Below are 16937 nucleotides of genomic sequence, written 5' to 3'. Positions count from 1 at the left end.
GCAAGAAGCCAGTGCCAGATTGGTGCCTACAACTCCGGCCGGGCCAAATGGTTTCGCTGGTCTGACTGTTCCAGCGTGCCGGTTTGCACCACAGCGCCCAATTCGGTGAGCAGGGCGTAGAGGCCCACATAGGTGCGGTTGAGGTAAATAAAGTGCTCGGAGCCGCGAGGCTCCCGCTGCTGGCGCAGCTCGGGCTGCTGTATCAGGTCGTCGCCGAGGGCGTAGAGGGCGGCCAGGTAGGCCGGGTCGCCGAAGTCGAAAGTGGGCTGGCGGAACGGGCGGCCCACCAGTTCCAGGGAGGCCTGCATGGTGCTGATGTAGAATGCGGTACGGACCGGCGCATCGTCGGGGCGCAGGATGCCGGCCTGGGTAAGCAGAGCCGCCAAGCGGGCTTCGTCGGCCAAGGTTTCGGCCGTGAGCAGGGCCGTGAACAGCTCGTACACATCGGCCGGAATTTCCTTTACGCAGCCGAAGTCCAGCACGCCTACGGTGCCGCCGTGCTCGGCGCGGAGCAGGAAGTTGCCGGGGTGCGGATCGGCGTGCACCTGCCGCAGCGTGTGCATCTGAAAAGCGTAGAAATCCCACAGCGCCTGCCCCAGCTGGTCGCGGACTGCTTGGCTGGGCGCAGTTTGCAGAAACTCCTTCAAGTGCTGGCCGCCCAGCCAATCCATCGTCAGAATGCGGCTGGACGACAGCTCCGGGTAGTAGCTGGCAAACTCCAGGTGCGGCAAATGCGCGCATTTGGCCCCGATTTCGGTGCCGCGGCGCAGCTCCAGGGCGTAGTTAGTTTCTTCCAGCAGGCGCGTTTCCACTTCCTCCAAGTAGGGCCGCACCTGCGCCTCGTTCAGACCCATCACCCGCAGGGCAATAGGCTTCACCAGCCGGATATCAGACTTGATGCTGTCGGCCACGCCGGGGTACTGCACCTTCACGGCCAGCGGCCGGCCCTTCAGGCGAGCAAAATGCACCTGCCCAATGCTGGCCGCCTGCCGGGCATTTACGTCAAACTCGTCGAACAGCTCAAACGGCGAGCGGCCGAAAGCGTCGCGGAATACCTTGATTACCAGCGGGCCCGAGAGGGGCGGGCTTTGGTACTGGGCCTGGGCAAACTGGTCGGCGTAGGCCGTAGGGAGCATATTTTTCTCCATCGCCAGCATCTGCGCCACCTTCAGCACCGAGCCTTTCATCTCGCTCAGCGCCCCGTATAGATCGGCCGCGTTGGCCTCGTGCAGGTCCTGGGTGCTGCTTTCAGCCCCCACCGAGCGGCGGGCGTAGTGCTTCACGTAGTTGGCCCCCACTTTCAGGCCGGTTTTGGCGAAGCGGGCCGCCCGCGCCACCTTCGTGGTAGGCAGCGAATCGAGCTGGCGAGCATCCGCTGGTGCATCCGTCGGCACCGGAACTGGCGTTGCAGCGGGCTTTTCAGGCAGTTCCGGCATTAGCGGCGGCGAATCAGGAAGCGGGCGAAATCCAGGGCCGAATCCAGCGAATTACGACCCACTAGGTCGAAGCTGAGCGTGACGGCCTTTTCCACGGCGGCATCGGTGCGCTCAAAGTTCAGCGTGTCGTCTTTGGCAAAAAAGCCCAGCACGAACAGCACCTGTGCCCAGAAAAAGCGCGGATACTGCCCCTGCACCAGCGGCCGCGAGGCCACTTCCTCGGTGCGGCGACCGTCGCGCAGCAGCTCCTGCACAAATACTTCAAAATCCTGCCGGAAATCATCGAGCACGCGGGGCGTGAGGCCGGGCACCGGCGGCATGTAGGTGCGCAGCGACCAGAGCGCGTAGCTGCGGTTCTGCTTCAGAATCTCGAGCAGCGTGAAGTAGAAGGCCAGCAGCTTTTCGCGGGCCCCGTAGCCTTCCCACACGGGCTCACTGGCCGCTTTTTCCCGAGCCTCGCGCCCAAAATCAGCCCAGATTTCGCGGTCAATGGCGTCGAAGGTGGCGTAGTGTTTATAAAATTCAGCCTCGGGTATGCCCAGCTTCTGCGTCAGCTTGAATACGGACGCGGGCGGCGTGCTCTTGCGCAGTACGTAGTCGAGGTAAGCCTGTTTGATGCGCTCTTTTTCCATGCTATGATAACCGGCTGCCGGGGTGGAGGTTCCGGGTTTGGTGGGTTAAATTGGTTTGTCCCGCGCCATCTGTCATCCTGAGCAGAGCGGAGGACCTGCCTCGGTTAAGCGACAAACCTTTTAAAATGAGCAAAGCCCTTTACCGTTCGCATGGTAAAGGGCTTTGTGGGTTGAATTGCGGTAGCAGTAAACTACGAGTAACGTCCTTCGCAGGCGTACGCCAGATGAAGGATGACAGATGATAAACCACTCACTCAGCCGCCCGATACGCTGCCCGCAGCGTATCAATGGCCCGCTGGCGGGCAAATTTGTGCTCTACAATCGGCTTGGGATAAGCGGCAGTACCGAATTCCGGCACCCACTTCTTCACGTAGGTCAGCTGCGGGTCGTAGGCGTCGAGCTGATTTTGGGGGCTGTACACGCGGAACCACGGCGCGGCTACGGCGCCGGTGCCGGCCATCCATTGCCAGTTGCCTACATTCTGGCTCATATCGTAGTCGAGCAGCTTGTCGGCGAAGTACTGGTCGCCCCAGCGCCAGTCGATGAGCAGGTGCTTCACCAGGAAGCCAGCAGCGGCGATGCGGGCGCGGTTGGGCATATAGCCGGTCTGGTTCAGCTCGCGCATCCCGGCATCTACCAGCGGGTAGCCCGTGCGGCCCTCGCACCAGGCCCGGAATTCCTCCTCATTGTTGCGGTAGGGCACGCGGCGCAGGCGTGGGTCGTAGCTTTCGATAGCGGTGAAAGGATAGTGCCAGAGCAGCATCATAAAGTAGTCGCGCCAGATCAACTCGTTCAGCAGCTTCGGGTTCAGCTCGCGGGCCTGCCGCATCAGCTCCCGCACGCTGAGCGTACCGAAGCGCAGGTGCACCGAGCGGCGCGTGCTGCTGTTTACCAAACCGGGCTGGTCGCGGGTGAGGTGGTAGTTTTTGACCAGCGCGGCCTCCGGCAGCTCGGCGGCGGGCACAAATTGCTCAAACTCCTCAAAGCCCATGTCCGCCAGCGTGGGGCGAGGCGGGGCCGCCGGCAGCCGCGCCAGGTTCCCGGCCCGAAACAGCCCGGCCGACGGAAATGCCGCCAGCTGCTCATCCTGCAGTGCCGCCAGCCAGGCTTTGCTGTAGGCACCAAATACCTTCGAGGGCTTGCCCGACTTGCCCAAAAGCTCATTTTTAGCGAAAATCACCTGGTCTTTGAAGCTGTGAAACGTGGCGCCGTGGGCCTGCAGCACGGCCGCTACGACGGCATCCCGCTCGGCGGCATAGGGCTCGTAGTCTTCGTTGGTGTACACGGCCGCTCCCTCAAACTGCCGGGCCAGCTCAGCAAAAACCTCCAGCGGCCGCCCATACACGGCCAGAAACGTGCCGCCAGCCTGCTCCGTCTGCCGGGCCAGCTGCTCCACCTGCTGCTGAATGAACGTGACCCGCGCATCGCGGCGGCTGGGCAGCAAATCCAGGATTTCGCGGTCATAGATAAAGAGCGGCACTACCGGCAGGCCGCTTTGCAGGGCCGCCGCGAGGCCGGCGTTGTCGTGCTGGCGCAGGTCGCGCCGATGCCAGAATAGGGCGATTTTAGGCATAACTAAGCTTTGTTTATTTCAATCGGCCCATGCCGCCATCTACCGGCAGCACCTGACCAGTGATGTAGGAGCCGTGGTCGGAAAGCAGGAAGGAGGCCATGTAGGCTAGGTCCTGGGGCTGGCCTACGCGCTGGAGCGGGCTGCGCTTGGCGCTGGCCTCCTGCTTTTCGGGTGTGTTGAGCAGAGCGGCGGCCAGGGGCGTATCAGTTAGGGAAGGCGCAATGGCATTCACCCGAATATTACTGGCGGCATACTCGGCGGCCAGAGCGCGGGCGAGGCCTTCTACGGCGGCTTTGGCGGTGGCAATGCTGGTGTGGAAACTCATACCCGTAGTGGCCGCCACCGTACTGAACAGCACCACCGACGCGCCCTCGGCCTTTTTCAGCTTCTTCATCACTGCCTGCAATACCTGCACGGCCCCCAGCACATTCAGCTCAAAATCAGCGCGGAAATCTTCCAGCGGAATCCGCTCGAAGGGGCGCAGCTTGATGCTGCCGGGGCAATACACCACGCCGTGCAGCACCTCGGGCAGGGCCGCCAGCATCTCGGCGGGCAGGGGTTGCAGGGCATCGTAGGGCAGAAACGTGGTACCCAGTGCCGCCAGCTCCGGCGACTCGTGCCGCGATGCCGTGAACAGGTGCGCGCCCAGCTTGTGCAGCAACTCGGCCGTCGCCAGCCCGATGCCCGACGAAGCGCCGACGATGAGAATGTTCTTTTGGGAGAAGTCCATGAAAAAACGTGACAAAGTGTGGGCTCACAACCCGGCCGCGCAGCCAAGGTTTATATATTGAGTGCCAAACCTGCAATAGGAGGCTGCGTATCGCAGCGAATAAAAATCATCTAGCAAAAATTCGCTGGATAATTCGTCGGCTTGCCGACCTTTTGCCTAGCTTTCGGTCCTGAACGCCAACCACCCGCCAAAACGCCTTTTCTGAGTTATGAACATTCGCAAACTGCTGGTCGCTAACCGCGGCGAAATTGCCATCCGGGTGCTACGGGCGGCTACTGAGCTGGGCATCCCTACGGTCGCCATCTATACCTACGAAGACCGCTACTCGCTGCACCGCTACAAGGCCGACGAAGCCTACCAGATCGGCCGCGACGACGACCCGCTCAAGCCCTACCTTGATATTGAGGGCATTTTGCGGGTGGCCAAGGAAAATGGCATTGACGCCATTCACCCTGGCTACGGCTTCCTCTCCGAAAACGCTACGCTGGCCCGCCGCTGCGCCGAAGAGGGCATTACCTTCATCGGGCCGCGCCCCGAGGTGATGGAAGCCCTCGGCGACAAAGTGGCCGCCAAGCGCGTGGCCGTGCAGTGTCAGGTGCCCATCATCGAAAGCAGCCAGCAGGACCTCACCGATTTCGACATTGCCAAAGCCGAGGCCAACCGCATCGGTTACCCCGTGATGCTGAAAGCGGCCAGCGGCGGCGGCGGGCGCGGTATGCGCATCATCCGCGACGATGAGCAGCTGGAGCGCGGCTTTTTCGAAGCCAAAAACGAGGCCCTGAATGCCTTCGGCGACGACACTGTGTTTCTGGAAAAATACGTGGAGCGCCCCAAGCATATCGAGGTGCAGATAGTGGCCGACAACTACGGCAACATCGTGCACTTATATGAGCGCGACTGCTCGGTGCAGCGGCGGTTTCAGAAGGTGGTGGAAGTGGCTCCTTCGCTGGACCTAGCTGACCATCAACGACATTTGCTGTATGAGTACGCGCTGCGCATCTGCCGGGCCGTGAACTACAACAATGTGGGCACGGTGGAATTTCTGGTGAACCCCGAGCTGGACCGTATCTACTTCATTGAGGTGAATCCGCGCATTCAGGTGGAGCACACCGTGACGGAGATGATTACGGGCATCGACCTGATTAAAACCCAAATCTACATTGCCGACGGCGCCCGGCTTTCAGCCCCTGAAATCGGGCTGGAAGTGGGCGGGCGGCCCCTGAAAACCGGCTACGCCATTCAGTGCCGCATCACCACCGAAGACCCCGAAAACGACTTTAAGCCCGACTACGGCACCATTGTGGCCTATCGCTCGGCCGGTGGCTTCGGCATCCGCCTTGATCAGGGCTCAGTATATCAGGGAGCCAAGATTTCGCCGTTTTTCGACTCGCTGCTGGTGAAGGTGTCGGCGCACGCGCCTACGCTGGAAGGCGCGGCCTCCAAGATGGCCCGCACCCTGGACGAGTTCCGCATCCGCGGGGTGCGCACCAACATCCAGTTCCTGCAAAACATCATTGCCCACCCCGAATTTGTGAGCGGGCATGCTAACGTGGACTTCATCAAAGACCACCCCGAACTGTTCCGCTACAAGGCCCGGCAGGACCGCGGCACCAAGGTGCTCAACTTCGTGGGCGACCTGATCGTGAACGGTAATCCCGACGTGAAGGGCCTCATCGACCCGAAAAAGGAGCTGCGCAAGCCCAAATTGCCCCACTTCGACCCGCTGGCCGCCTACCAGCCCGGCACCAAGGACAAACTCACCGAACTGGGCCCCGAGGGCTTTGCCAAGTGGCTGCGCGAAGACCCACTCATTCACTACACCGACACCACGTTCCGCGACGCGCACCAGAGCCTGCTGGCCACCCGCATGCGCACCTTCGACATGGTGAAGGTGGCGGAGCGCTACGCCAAAATGCACCCTCAGACCTTCTCGATGGAAGTGTGGGGCGGCGCGACCTTCGACGTGGCGCTGCGCTTTCTGCACGAAGACCCGTGGGAGCGGCTGGCCAAAATCCGGACGGCGGTGCCCAATATTCTGCTCCAGATGCTGATTCGGGGGGCCAATGGCGTGGGCTACAAGGCGTATCCGGACAACCTGACGGAGCGGTTTGTGCAGCAGGCCTGGGAAACCGGCGTCGATGTGTTCCGCATTTTCGACTCATTGAACTGGATGCCGGGTATGGAGTCGTGCATCAATTTTGTGCGCAAAAAAACCAAGGGCCTCGCCGAAGCCAGCATCTGCTACACCGGCGACATTCTGGACCCCAAGCGCAACCAGAAATACTCACTCGACTACTACCTGCGCCTGGCCCGGCAGATTGAGGACGCCGGGGCGCACATTCTCTGCATCAAGGACATGGCCGGGCTGCTGAAGCCCTACGCAGCCACCGAGCTGATTGCGGGCCTGCGCGACACGGTCAAAATCCCGATTCATCTGCACACCCACGACACGTCGTCGCTGCAGCCGGCCACGTATCTGAAGGCCGTGGAAGCGGGCGTGAATGTGATTGACGTGGCGCTGGGTGCGCTGTCGGGCCTCACGTCGCAGCCCAATTTCAATTCGGTGGTGGAAATGTTCCGGGGTACGCCGCGCCACCGCGAATTCGACCAGGACAGCCTCAACGACTTCTCCAATTATTGGGAAACGGTACGCGAGTATTACTACCCGTTCGAGTCGGGCCTGAAAGCGGGCACTTCGGAGGTATTTCAGCACGAGATTCCCGGCGGGCAGTATTCCAATCTGCGCCCGCAGGCGGCGGCCCTGGGCCTCAGCGACAAGTTCGAGCAGGTCAAAAAGACCTTTGCGGAGGTGAATGAGCTGTTCGGCGACATCGTGAAGGTCACGCCGTCGTCGAAAGTGGTGGGCGATATGGCCCTGTTCTTGGTCACCAACAACCTGACCGCCGCCGACGTGCTGGAAAAGGGCCATGCCCTGAGCTTCCCCGAGTCGGTGCAGAGCCTGTTTCGCGGCGACATCGGACAGCCCGAAGGCGGCTGGCCCAAGGAAGTGCAGAAGCTGATTCTAAAGGACGAAAAGCCCTTCACCGACCGGCCCAACGAGCACCTCAAGCCCATCGACTTCAAGAAGGAAATGAAGGCGTTTGAGGCCAAATTCGGCCCCGGCGGCAAGTTTACGGACCTGCTTTCCTGGCTGCTCTATCCCAAGGTGTTCGAGCAGTACTGGGCGCACCTGCAGGAGTTCGGCGACGTATCGGTGGTGCCCACGCGGGTGTTTTTCTACGGCCTCAAGCCCGGCGAGGAAACCATTATCGACATTGCCCGCGGCAAATCCGTGATTGTGAAGCTGCGCTCGGTGGGCGAAGTGAACGACGACGGCTGCCGCACGGTGTTCTTCTCCTTCAACGGCCAGACCCGCAACCTGGAAGTGCGCGACCGGTCAGTGGAGGTCAAAACCATCCGCAACCAGAAAATCGACAGGGCCAACCCCAAGCAGGTAGGGGCGCCGCTGCAGGGCATGCTATCGAAAATGCTGGTGGCAAGCGGCCAGCAGGTGAGCCGCAACACGCCGCTTTTCGTGATTGAGGCCATGAAGATGGAAACCACCATCACCGCCCCCGCCGACACCACCGTGCAGAACCTACACCTGGGCGAAGGCACGCTGGTAAACGCCGATGACCTGGTGCTGACGCTGGGGTAAGTAGCGGCAAGCCAGACAATGAAAAAGGGAGCTGAAAACGATTTGCAGGTCGTTTTTAGCTCCCTTTTTCATCGCCTGGCTTGCCGCCAACTAGCCTGTCTGCCGGAAAATAATCAGGCCAGGTCGAGGCGAATGCGAAACATGTGTTTGCCGTTAAAGTCTGTGCTTCTGGCACTGCAAGGCGGAAAAAAACACAAAAGCCGGCCGATATGCCGCTGAAGACTTCGCAAAATGGCTAATTTGCATTATGCAAAAAGTCTCGCCCGTCATTTTATTGTTATGTTTTGTTTCGTTTGGGCTGCTCGCTCAGAAAAAACCGGCTTCCACGGCTCCGGCGGCCGGCGTGTCGGGGGCTACCGTGGAGCGGGTGGTGCGCGCGCTGGCCGCCGATGATATGCAGGGCCGCGCCAGCGCCCAGCCCGGCGGACTGAAAGCGGCCCAGCTGTTGGCCGGCGAGTTTCGCCGCCTCCAACTCACCCCGCTGCCCGGCCTCACCTCCTACGAGCAGACGTTTCCGGCCTACGAAACCCGCACGGCTGCGCTCTATGTCACCATCAACGGCACGAATATTCCCAAAGAAAAAGCCCTGCTGATTTCGGGCCAGCCCAAACTGAACTGGTCCGATGATGACGACCCTGTGGCCCGCGTGATGGTGCTCAGCGCCCAGCCGCTGCCCCCGCAGCTGATGCGGCAGATGCTGGAGCCCCAGGAAAATATGCTGGTGATTCTCGACCCGGCCCACGCGCCGGAGTTTGGGCGGCTGGCCCGGCACCTGCGCGCGGGCCGGCTGCACGCCGACAAGCCCGGCCCATTTTCCTGCGTGGTGGTGCTGATGAACACGCCCAATGCCGGTATCAAGTTTCGGGTGGCGGCCAACACGATGGTACGGACGCTGGAGCTGCGCAACGTGGTAGGCGTGCTGCCGGGCCACGACAAGGCCCGCGCCGAGGAAATGGTGGTGTTTTCGGCTCACTACGACCACCTGGGCGTGCTGCCCGCCGTGGCCGGCGACTCCATTGCCAACGGCGCCGATGATGATGCCAGCGGCACCACGGCCGTGGTAGCGCTGGCCGAATACTTCAAAAAAAAGGACGACAACGCCCGTACGCTGGTTTTTGTGGCTTTCACGGGTGAAGAAATCGGTGGTTTTGGCTCCGCGCATTTCTCCCGTCAGCTCGATCCGCAGCGCGTGGCAGCCATGTTCAACATCGAAATGATCGGCAAGCAGGCCAAGTTTGGCCCCAATACCGCCTTCATCACCGGCTACGATAAGTCGGACTTCGGCAAGCTGCTCCAGCAGAACTTGGTCGGCACGCCTTTCCGCTTCGAGCCCGACCCGTATCCCGAGCAAAACCTGTTCTACCGCTCCGATAACGCCACGCTGGCCCGGCTCGGCGTGCCCGCCCATACCATCAGCACCGACCAGCTGCCCACCGACAAGCGCTACCACAGCGTGAGCGACGACGTGGCCAGCCTGGATTTGCCTAACATGACGGCCGTTATCACCGCCATTGCTCGTAGCGCGGCCGGCATCATCGCCGGTACCCAAACCCCGGCCCGCATTGCGCCGGAAGCCGTTGGCAAACGCCCCTAATTTATAGTCTGTCAGCAAGCAAAAGCCCCGACTTCGCAAATTGAAGTCGGGGCTTTTGCTTGCGCGGCTACGGCCGGCCGGCGGGCGGAGCGGGAGGAGTGGCTTGGGCCGGCTCAGGCTGAAGCAACAGTCTGTCGGGCTTGCGCGGGACGGGTTTGGGCAGCTCCGGCGTTGGTTCGGGAGCTTGGGTCTGAAGCTGAAGCAGCACGCTGGCCTGCATGTAGCGCGGAGCGGGCGGCTCCAGGTCGTTGAGGCCCGTGAGCGAGGAGCCGTGCCGCGGAATATCCGCCGACTGCGCCCGGCCCGGCTGCGCGGCCATTACCAGAGCAGCGGCAAAAAATATCGGGCAGAGCCTATCCATGGCCGTAATATGAGCGGTGCAATAGTTTACAAAGATAAATAAGGATTCCCGAATATACAGAGTAGGCTAGGTGCGTCACAGTCTCCTGACACGCCAGCTGCCCGGCTGATTTTACCGCAGGGGTAGCCGAAAACTCAGGCCGCCACCCACCATAATATTGTTGGTAGCCAAGCTGGAACTGGAAAAAGTGCGGCCGGCCGTCAGGTCGAAGCGCAGGCCGGGGGAGGGGCGCCAGGAAACGCCCGTGGTGAAGCCCGGAGCCAGCGTTTGCTGCTGCCGCCAGGTCGTGTAGCCTTCAGCAAAGAAATTGAATTGACCACCTAGCGGGCCGTGCAGCGCCAGCGTGCCCAGGTATTGCCCCTGCTTGGTGTCGGCGGCCCGGAAGCCGCGCTGCCGGAAGCCCAAATTGGATTCGAGGCGGTAGCGCTGGCCGATGACCTGGGAGACGAGCAAGCGCCCGCCCGGCTCCAGAACTTTGGGCTGAAACGACTGGTCGCCGTTCCGGAGCGTCATTTCGGCCAGCACCACTACCTGCGAGCGGGCATTTTGGGTGGTGGATGCCAGGAATTTGGCCCCCAGCGTGAGCGGTAGGAAGCCCGAAGCCGCCCCTGGCGAGACAGGTGTTTCGGAGGCCGGGCCGCCGGAGCGGGGCAGCGGAGCCACGTAGCTCTGGGCCACGCGCAGCTCAATATCATTGAAGAAGCCGATGCGCAGCGCCCCGGTCGAAACCGGGCGGGCCAGCGCCCCGGCCGGGCCAAAGGGTTCAGGGTGGTTCAGGTCGGCATCGAGCTGAAACTGCCCCGGATAGAGCATGTTGGTGGTAATGGTCTGCCCGGAGCGGTCGGGGCGAATGTGGCGAACGAAGGGCGACTCTTTGTAGTCGATAGTCTCCGTCTGGGCCAAGGTGCGGGTGGCGGCGCTGAGTAGCACGGCCAGCCCAAGCAGAATGGTCTTGCGCATTCCCCCTGACGCAGAACCAGTGCGTTAAGTTCGGCCGGGCCGGGCAAAACCTGGACTTTACGGAGTCTCAACGCGGCGGGTTTCCAAAAAAAGCATGTTTTTTTGTCACGCTTTCAGCCTTTGGCTCCGAGCCGGGCTATTCCATGCGTTCCAGCGCCGTTCGGTCCCAGCGGGCCAGCGTGGCACCGGCCTCGTAGGTGCTTTGTAGAAAGGAAAGGAGCGTAGCATCCGGGTTAGCGGCGGTGCGTACGGCCTCATAGGGGAGCAGGAATTCGCCCAGCTCGGTGCTGTAAAAAGCTTCCTTCGGATACACTTTAAAAGTGTCGATGCCTTGCGGGGCCGGGGCAGCGTAGGCGTAGAAAGCGGCCTCCTGCTGGCCGCCGCCGGGCCAGAATCCGTGGCTGATTACCTCGTGTGAGTAAGCTTCGCGGGTGATGCTGTCGGCCCCTTCCCGCTCGGGGGCGCGGCGGCCTGAAAAGCGCGTAACGGCCAGATCGAAGCTGCCCCAGAAGAAATGCACCGGGCTGCACTTGCCCGCAAAGCGGGCCCGAAACAGCTCCAGCACGCGCCCGGCCTGCCCCAGCACCAGCCAGAAGCGGTGCGCGTGCTCGGCATCGTAGCTGGCGTGCCGCTCGTCCTGGTCGAAGGGAATCGGGTCGGGCACCTCTACCGGCACTTTCCAGATGCGCACAGGCAGCCCCAACTCGGCCAGCAGGTGCCGTACTTCGTGGTAGAAGCTGGCCACGCTACGCGGCTCCAGCTTCAGCGTGCGGCGTGCTCCGTCGCTGCACTCAATCAGCAACTGATGGTCGATGAAGTCGAAATCAATCTGAAACGAGCGGCCCTCATAGGGCATGGCCGAGGTGGTGAGGCCTCGGGCCGTGACGTAGAGCGGCACATTCCACCACTGGTTGACCAGCGGGGTGCAGGCCAGCCGGATTTTGCCCACAATCTGCGTCCACATGTGCAAGGTGGCCAGCGTATCCTGCCATTCGGCCAGCGGCAGCGGCGGCCATACCGCGGTTTTGGGAGTAGGGGAGGAAACCATGATAGCGGAGCAGAAGGGAGTAAGTAAATGCTTTTCTGAATATACTAAAAAAGCCATCCGCACGCTACAGAAGGCTTTCTCATTTCAAAGGCAGTGACGGGCCTGGCAGCTATGCTCCAGATGGCTACGCCAGCTGCTGAGCGTAAGCTTTCAGCTGGTCGCGCACCCGCCGGAATTCCGCCAGCACCACCTCTTCGGAGCCTGTGGCTTTAGCCGGATCGGGGAAGCTGTGGTGCAGGCGGCGGGCCGTGGCCGGAAACACGGGGCATACCTCATTGGCATGGTCGCAGACGGTAATGATAAGGTCGAAGGGCACAGCGGCGTATTCGTCGACATGGTTGGAGGTGTGGTGCGAGATGTCCACGCCATCTTCGGCCATCACGCGTACGGCCCTGGGGTTTAGTCCATGCGTTTCGATGCCGGCGCTGTATACGGTGGTTTGGCTGCCAAGCAGTTGCTGCAGATAGCCGTGCAGAATCTGACTACGGCAGGAGTTGCCGGTGCAGAGCACCAGGATGTTTTTCATGTCGGTAGTGGTCATAGTAGTGAAGAAAGGGAAGCTACGGTTGTGGCGCGGGAGTCGGGTCGGGGCTGCTATACCAGCGGCGGCGAAACCAGAAGGCTACGTTCACCAGGGCAATCAGCGCGGGCACCTCAATCAGGGGGCCGATAACGCCCGCAAAAGCCTGCCCCGAGTTCAGCCCAAACACACCAACGGCCACGGCAATGGCCAGCTCGAAATTGTTGCCGGTGGCGGTGAAAGCAATGGCGGTGTTCTCGGCGTAGCTTGCGCCCAGCCATTTGCCGGCTGCAAAGCTGAGCCCGAACATAATGCCGAAATAGAGGGCCAGCGGCAGTGCAATGCGCAGCACATCCAGCGGAATATGCACGATTAGCTCGCCTTTTAGGCTGAACATTAGTACAATAGTCAGCAGAAGCGCAATCAGGGTGATGGGACTAATGGCCGGAATAAACACCTGCTCGTACCAGTCGTTGCCTTTCAGCTGCCGCAGCACCACACGCGAAAGGAAGCCCGCCGCGAAGGGAATGCCCAGGTAGATGAGCACGCTTTGAGCAATATCCCCGATGCCAATAGTCACTGCGTAGCCTTTCAGGCCGAAATATGGGGGCAACACCGTGATAAACAGCCACGCCAGCACACTGTAGAACAGTATCTGAAAAATGGAGTTGAGCGCTACCAACCCGGCTGCGTATTCGCGGCTGCCATCGGCCAGATCATTCCAGACCAGCACCATAGCAATGCAGCGGGCAATACCAATTAGGATTGACCCCATCATGTACTCAGGCTTATCCGGCAACAGCCAGATGGCCAGAAAAAACATTAGCAGCGGCCCCACAATCCAGTTCAGAAAAAGGGAGAGGCCAATGATGCGCGTGTTGCGAAAAACCGTGGGCAGTTGCTCGTATCTGACTCTCGCCAGCGGCGGATACATCATCAGGATGAGGCCCACGGCCAGCGGCACATTCACGGTGCCCACCAAAAAATAGCTCACGGCACGCTCCACACCCGGCACGAAGTAGCCCAACGCCACGCCCAGCGCCATGGCCAGGAATATCCAGAGCGTGAGGCCGCGGTCGAGGCCAGAGAGCTTTTTGTGGGCTACGGCCACGGCGGGCGGTGCAGTGTTGGGAGGCATGGCGTGCAAGACAAGCAAGGGTGAAATCTGGGAGCCGAAATGTCAGGCATCGAGGCCCACTACGGCGCTGCGGCGCTCCAGCAGTAGCGTATCCTGCCAGCGCCCGCGCAGCTGCCCGATCCGCTCGCGCCGGCCCACCACCCGGAATCCATGGGCTTCGTGCAGCCGGAGGCTGGCCGCGTTTTCGGGAAAAATGCCGGCCTGCAGCGTCCACATGCCGTTCTGCTCCGATTCCGTAATCAGGGCCGCCAGCAGCTGCCGTCCCACGCCCTGCCCGCGGGCTGCGGCCGCCACGTACACACTCACCTCACCCACGCCCCCATACACGCACCGCCCCGATACCGCCGACAGGGCCGCCCAGCCCAGCACCCGGCCGCCTTCGTCGAGGGCCACCAGCCGGCAGTGCGCCAGGTGGCTTTTATCCCAATCCGGCCAAGTTGGTGCTTCAGTAGTGAAGGTGGCCTTGCCAGTAGCAATACCGGCTTCGTAGATGGCCCGCGCTTCGGGCCAGTGCGCTTCGGTGAAGGGCAAAATGGTCATGGTGAGGTAAGGAATAGAGGGCCAAAAAACATTAGCAGCACACACCGCCGGGGCTGCAGCAAGGCGCGCAGGCTGCCACCGTATCCAGCTGAAAAGCCATGGGAGCCGTAGTCAGGGCCTCTTCCGCAAGCGGGGCCAGCAGTGCCTGGGCGGCCGGCGCGATGCAGCACTGGCTGCTGCCGGCGGCCTCGGCTTGGTAGCGCGGGTCGTTGAACTCGGCATCCTCGTGGAAATAGTATACTTCCCATTCCACGCCGTCGGGGTCATTCACCCAGAATTTGTCCTGCTTGGCGTAGCAGCAGCTGGTGCCCACTTCTTCGCGCTGCACCAGACCGGCGGCGCGGGCGGCCGTCAGACGCTCGTCCAGCTCAGCCACGGTTTCTACCTGAAAGCCCAGGTGGCCGAAATGGCTCTGGACCCGGTCGGCGTTCTCCACGAAGGAGATGATGAGTGAGGGCTGATCCAGAACGTATTTCGCGTAGCCGGGCCGGATTTTGGCGGCCGGCTGGCGGAAGAAGGCATCGTAGAAGCTGACCGTAGCGGCCAGATTCGACACGTACAGCGAGACGTGCATACGGGGGAAGACAGCGGTTTGCATGGCATTTTGGGGTTGAGAGTGAAAGCAGTCGATTAGCAGGCGCAGGATGTTTCCGGCCCGCCGGCAGGCGCGGTAGCCTGCTCGAAAAAGCCGCTGAATTGCTGCTGAGCCTGTTGCAGCAGCGTTAGGTTCAGGCAGTAGCACACCGTCAGTCCGTCGATGTCGCCGCGGATGAGGCCCACGGCCTTCAGCTCCTGCAGGTGCTGCGACACGGTAGTGCGGCTCAGGGGCAGTTCGGCCGCAATGTCGCCGCTGATACAAGTAGTCTTGCTGGCCAGCAGCTGAATGATGGCCACGCGGGCCGGATGCGCCAGCGCTTTGGCCACGCGGGCCAACTGCTGCTGCTGCTCAGTGAAGTGGGCGGTTTTGGCGTGAGTCATAGAGAGGAATAACTATGACGTAAATATACGTTGTTATATGACGTATATTTACGTCATAACTGAATATTTTTTCCGCTATTTCATCCGCACGCGGCGCTTTGGTAACCTGTCCTATGCAAGGCTCTCGCGGAGGCCGCCCGCCGATACCGGAATAACTCCGCGCTCGACCCGGGAAAGGCCTTTTGAGAGTGTTTTTTTGCAAACACCCAATATCTTGCGGTCCGCTTCCGGACAATCCTTACCGAACTCGCTGCTATCCTGCGGGGTGCTTAGCTGCCTGGGATAGTGAAATAAGGCGCGAACCAGCCCGACCGTTTTGCGTTGATAGCGCGGGAAGCTTTTATCTATGAAGGAAAAATTAGAGCAGCAGCGTACGGCCCAGGCTCTTTATGGCCAGGCCAATGATCTTACTGCCAGTGCCGTAAGCCACTATCACCGGCTGGTTGTGTCGGCCACTTTGGTCGATGGCAGCGTGGAAGAAAGCCAGCTGCGCGCCGAGCTGAAAAGCCATCTGCTGGTGCTGGCCGATACGATTCTGATGCAGAGTGCCGCGCTTTTTGAAGTGCACCTCACCCACGTACGCCAGCAGCAGCCTTCCCCAGCCCGCGACCAGGAATTGGCGAGTCAGCTCGATGCGCTGAAGCAGGTACTCTCGCAGCGCCTGCCCATTATGGAGTATATTCAGGTGGCCGGCTACCTGAACGGAGCCCTGGCGCAGCTGCAGCAGCCCATAGCCGAAGCCGATGCGCCGGCCGAAGCTGCCGCGCCGGATGCGCCGCTGGCCCGCCTCATGGCCAGCTACCTTAGCTTATTGCTGGCTGGCAAGAGTGCCCAGGCCATTGAGCTGGTAGTGGAAAAAGCGCGTCGGGGCACCGATGTGGGTGATTTATACGAGCAGGTGCTGCTGCCCGCCCAGAGCGAAGTAGGGCAGCGCTGGCACCGGGGCGAGCTAAATGTGGCCCAGGAGCACTATTGCACGGCGGCGGCCGAGCAGGCCATTGCCAGTCTGCGCCAGTATCGGAAGCCGGCTCCGGCCACCGGGCACCGCTTTCTGGCTACTACCCTGGCCGGCGACCTACACGTGCTACCCGTGCGCGTGGTAGCCGAGCTGCTGGAAGCCGATGGCTGGACGCCTTTCTACCTGGGGGGCAATATGCCGCTGGCCAGCGTTTGGCAGGCCGCCGTCGACTATCAGGTCGATTTGCTGGTGCTGGGAGCTTCCATGAGCCACCATGTGGGCTCAGTGCGCGATTTGCTGGCCGCCCGGCCCTATGTGCAGGCCGCTACCCAGGTGCGCGTGTTGGTGGGCGGCCCACCCTTCAACGCCGACCCTGATCTGTGGCGGGTGGTGGGAGCCGATGCCTGCGCGCCCAACGCCCGCGCCGCCGTAGAAGCCGCCCGACAGCTCGTGGGCCAGCCATAGGGTGGCCATTACTCATCCTCATAATCCAGCCCCAGGGCTTGATTCAGAGCTTGCTGCAGCTCGCTGGCGGCGTGCAGCTGCCCGGCCTGCCGGCTCACCTGCAGCCCCCGCCGATAAACCTTTTCCGCCTCTTCCGGCTTTTGCAATTGCTCCAATAGCTTGCCGGCGTGGTAATAGGTGCCCACGTAGTCGGGGTGCTCATCGAGCAGGGTTTGGTAGTAGCTCATGGCCCGCTGGGGCTCCGTAGCGCGGTACTCCGTCGCAATGGCGTAGATGGTGAACGGGTCGTTCGGATCATCGGCGTAGAAGCTCAGGAGTTGTTCAAGACGCGTGGGCATAGTATCCA

Annotated in this window: 16 protein-coding genes; 3 read left to right on the top strand and 13 right to left on the bottom strand. The window is 61.5% G+C overall.

The genetic code is table 11. The features are described from left to right. Nucleotides 1-26: 26 nt before the first annotated feature. The 4 genes from BUB62_RS06905 to BUB62_RS06890 all read right to left on the bottom strand — a co-directional run bounded on the left by BUB62_RS06905 (nucleotide 27) and on the right by BUB62_RS06890 (nucleotide 4371). On the bottom strand, nucleotides 27-1436 hold the full coding sequence (locus BUB62_RS06905; RefSeq protein ID WP_084538886.1) for an ABC1 kinase family protein: 1410 nt from the start codon (nucleotides 1434-1436) through the stop codon (nucleotides 27-29). Continuing rightward, nucleotides 1436-2068, bottom strand: a complete 633-nt coding sequence (locus BUB62_RS06900; RefSeq protein WP_073107895.1) for a TetR/AcrR family transcriptional regulator — start codon at nucleotides 2066-2068, stop codon at nucleotides 1436-1438. The genes BUB62_RS06905 and BUB62_RS06900 overlap by 1 nt, the downstream gene beginning before the upstream one ends. Before the next feature lie 250 nt (nucleotides 2069-2318). Beyond that, complete coding sequence (locus tag BUB62_RS06895; protein WP_073107894.1) at nucleotides 2319-3641, bottom strand: cryptochrome/photolyase family protein; 1323 nt, start codon at nucleotides 3639-3641, stop codon at nucleotides 2319-2321. A gap of 13 nt (nucleotides 3642-3654) precedes the next feature. Next, the gene (locus tag BUB62_RS06890) at nucleotides 3655-4371 is read right to left on the bottom strand and encodes an SDR family NAD(P)-dependent oxidoreductase (RefSeq protein ID WP_073107892.1); all 717 of its coding nucleotides are present in this window, start codon (nucleotides 4369-4371) and stop codon (nucleotides 3655-3657) included. Between the two features lie 208 nt (nucleotides 4372-4579). Between BUB62_RS06890 and BUB62_RS06885 the strand changes: the two genes are divergently transcribed. Beyond that, nucleotides 4580-8029 carry a pyruvate carboxylase gene (locus BUB62_RS06885; protein WP_073107889.1) on the top strand — a complete coding sequence of 1150 codons (3450 nt, stop codon included), beginning with the start codon at nucleotides 4580-4582 and terminating at the stop codon, nucleotides 8027-8029. 247 nt (nucleotides 8030-8276) lie between these two features. Next, entirely contained in the window at nucleotides 8277-9623 is a 1347-nt protein-coding gene (locus tag BUB62_RS06880) for a M20/M25/M40 family metallo-hydrolase (protein ID WP_073107887.1), read from the top strand. A 67-nt stretch (nucleotides 9624-9690) separates the two neighbouring features. Here the strand turns inward: BUB62_RS06880 and BUB62_RS06875 are convergent, their stop codons facing one another. From BUB62_RS06875 to BUB62_RS06840, 8 genes are all read right to left on the bottom strand, one after another. Then, nucleotides 9691-9984, bottom strand: coding sequence for a hypothetical protein (locus BUB62_RS06875; RefSeq protein WP_143164064.1), 294 nt, complete (start codon nucleotides 9982-9984; stop codon nucleotides 9691-9693). Between the two features lie 111 nt (nucleotides 9985-10095). Beyond that, nucleotides 10096-10944, bottom strand: a complete 849-nt coding sequence (locus BUB62_RS06870; RefSeq protein WP_073107882.1) for a transporter — start codon at nucleotides 10942-10944, stop codon at nucleotides 10096-10098. Nucleotides 10945-11080: 136 nt separating this feature from the next. Next, on the bottom strand, nucleotides 11081-11992 hold the full coding sequence (locus tag BUB62_RS06865) for a DUF5996 family protein (RefSeq protein ID WP_073107879.1): 912 nt from the start codon (nucleotides 11990-11992) through the stop codon (nucleotides 11081-11083). A gap of 124 nt (nucleotides 11993-12116) precedes the next feature. Further along, on the bottom strand, nucleotides 12117-12518 hold the full coding sequence (locus BUB62_RS06860) for an arsenate reductase ArsC (protein WP_073108534.1): 402 nt from the start codon (nucleotides 12516-12518) through the stop codon (nucleotides 12117-12119). A 34-nt stretch (nucleotides 12519-12552) separates the two neighbouring features. After that, complete coding sequence (gene arsB / locus BUB62_RS06855) at nucleotides 12553-13650, bottom strand: ACR3 family arsenite efflux transporter (RefSeq protein ID WP_073108532.1); 1098 nt, start codon at nucleotides 13648-13650, stop codon at nucleotides 12553-12555. A 42-nt stretch (nucleotides 13651-13692) separates the two neighbouring features. Continuing rightward, nucleotides 13693-14190 carry a GNAT family N-acetyltransferase gene (locus tag BUB62_RS06850; RefSeq protein ID WP_073107878.1) on the bottom strand — a complete coding sequence of 166 codons (498 nt, stop codon included), beginning with the start codon at nucleotides 14188-14190 and terminating at the stop codon, nucleotides 13693-13695. Nucleotides 14191-14221: 31 nt separating this feature from the next. Then, entirely contained in the window at nucleotides 14222-14788 is a 567-nt protein-coding gene (locus BUB62_RS06845; RefSeq protein ID WP_084538885.1) for an ArsI/CadI family heavy metal resistance metalloenzyme, read from the bottom strand. A gap of 32 nt (nucleotides 14789-14820) precedes the next feature. Further along, nucleotides 14821-15168 carry an ArsR/SmtB family transcription factor gene (locus BUB62_RS06840; protein WP_073107874.1) on the bottom strand — a complete coding sequence of 116 codons (348 nt, stop codon included), beginning with the start codon at nucleotides 15166-15168 and terminating at the stop codon, nucleotides 14821-14823. Nucleotides 15169-15514: 346 nt separating this feature from the next. On the opposite strand from BUB62_RS06840, the gene BUB62_RS06835 reads away from it, so the two are divergent. Further along, the gene (locus BUB62_RS06835) at nucleotides 15515-16591 is read left to right on the top strand and encodes a cobalamin B12-binding domain-containing protein (protein WP_073107871.1); all 1077 of its coding nucleotides are present in this window, start codon (nucleotides 15515-15517) and stop codon (nucleotides 16589-16591) included. 8 nt (nucleotides 16592-16599) lie between these two features. On the opposite strand, the gene BUB62_RS06830 is transcribed toward BUB62_RS06835, so the two are convergent. Then, nucleotides 16600-16929 (bottom strand): tetratricopeptide repeat protein, encoded by a 330-nt coding sequence (locus tag BUB62_RS06830; protein WP_234988646.1) that lies wholly within the window; start codon nucleotides 16927-16929, stop codon nucleotides 16600-16602. Nucleotides 16930-16937: the final 8 nt, after the last annotated feature.

Source organism: Hymenobacter daecheongensis DSM 21074, from assembly GCF_900141805.1.
Taxonomy (GTDB): domain Bacteria; phylum Bacteroidota; class Bacteroidia; order Cytophagales; family Hymenobacteraceae; genus Hymenobacter; species Hymenobacter daecheongensis.
Note: the sequence above shows the minus strand (reverse complement) of the source record. Positions and strands in the feature narration are given on the sequence as shown.

What these genes read in the sequence shown, in the direction of transcription:
- BUB62_RS06905 (WP_084538886.1), bottom strand. Translation starts at nt 1,436, where the DNA reads ATGCCGGAACTGCCTGAAAAGCCCGCTGCAACGCCAGTTCCGGTGCCG.
- BUB62_RS06900 (WP_073107895.1), bottom strand. Translation starts at nt 2,068, where the DNA reads ATGGAAAAAGAGCGCATCAAACAGGCTTACCTCGACTACGTACTGCGC.
- BUB62_RS06895 (WP_073107894.1), bottom strand. Translation starts at nt 3,641, where the DNA reads ATGCCTAAAATCGCCCTATTCTGGCATCGGCGCGACCTGCGCCAGCAC.
- BUB62_RS06890 (WP_073107892.1), bottom strand. Translation starts at nt 4,371, where the DNA reads ATGGACTTCTCCCAAAAGAACATTCTCATCGTCGGCGCTTCGTCGGGC.
- BUB62_RS06885 (WP_073107889.1), top strand. Translation starts at nt 4,580, where the DNA reads ATGAACATTCGCAAACTGCTGGTCGCTAACCGCGGCGAAATTGCCATC.
- BUB62_RS06880 (WP_073107887.1), top strand. Translation starts at nt 8,277, where the DNA reads ATGCAAAAAGTCTCGCCCGTCATTTTATTGTTATGTTTTGTTTCGTTT.
- BUB62_RS06875 (WP_143164064.1), bottom strand. Translation starts at nt 9,984, where the DNA reads ATGGATAGGCTCTGCCCGATATTTTTTGCCGCTGCTCTGGTAATGGCC.
- BUB62_RS06870 (WP_073107882.1), bottom strand. Translation starts at nt 10,944, where the DNA reads ATGCGCAAGACCATTCTGCTTGGGCTGGCCGTGCTACTCAGCGCCGCC.
- BUB62_RS06865 (WP_073107879.1), bottom strand. Translation starts at nt 11,992, where the DNA reads ATGGTTTCCTCCCCTACTCCCAAAACCGCGGTATGGCCGCCGCTGCCG.
- BUB62_RS06860 (WP_073108534.1), bottom strand. Translation starts at nt 12,518, where the DNA reads ATGAAAAACATCCTGGTGCTCTGCACCGGCAACTCCTGCCGTAGTCAG.
- arsB (WP_073108532.1), bottom strand. Translation starts at nt 13,650, where the DNA reads ATGCCTCCCAACACTGCACCGCCCGCCGTGGCCGTAGCCCACAAAAAG.
- BUB62_RS06850 (WP_073107878.1), bottom strand. Translation starts at nt 14,190, where the DNA reads ATGACCATTTTGCCCTTCACCGAAGCGCACTGGCCCGAAGCGCGGGCC.
- BUB62_RS06845 (WP_084538885.1), bottom strand. Translation starts at nt 14,788, where the DNA reads ATGCAAACCGCTGTCTTCCCCCGTATGCACGTCTCGCTGTACGTGTCG.
- BUB62_RS06840 (WP_073107874.1), bottom strand. Translation starts at nt 15,168, where the DNA reads ATGACTCACGCCAAAACCGCCCACTTCACTGAGCAGCAGCAGCAGTTG.
- BUB62_RS06835 (WP_073107871.1), top strand. Translation starts at nt 15,515, where the DNA reads ATGAAGGAAAAATTAGAGCAGCAGCGTACGGCCCAGGCTCTTTATGGC.
- BUB62_RS06830 (WP_234988646.1), bottom strand. Translation starts at nt 16,929, where the DNA reads ATGCCCACGCGTCTTGAACAACTCCTGAGCTTCTACGCCGATGATCCG.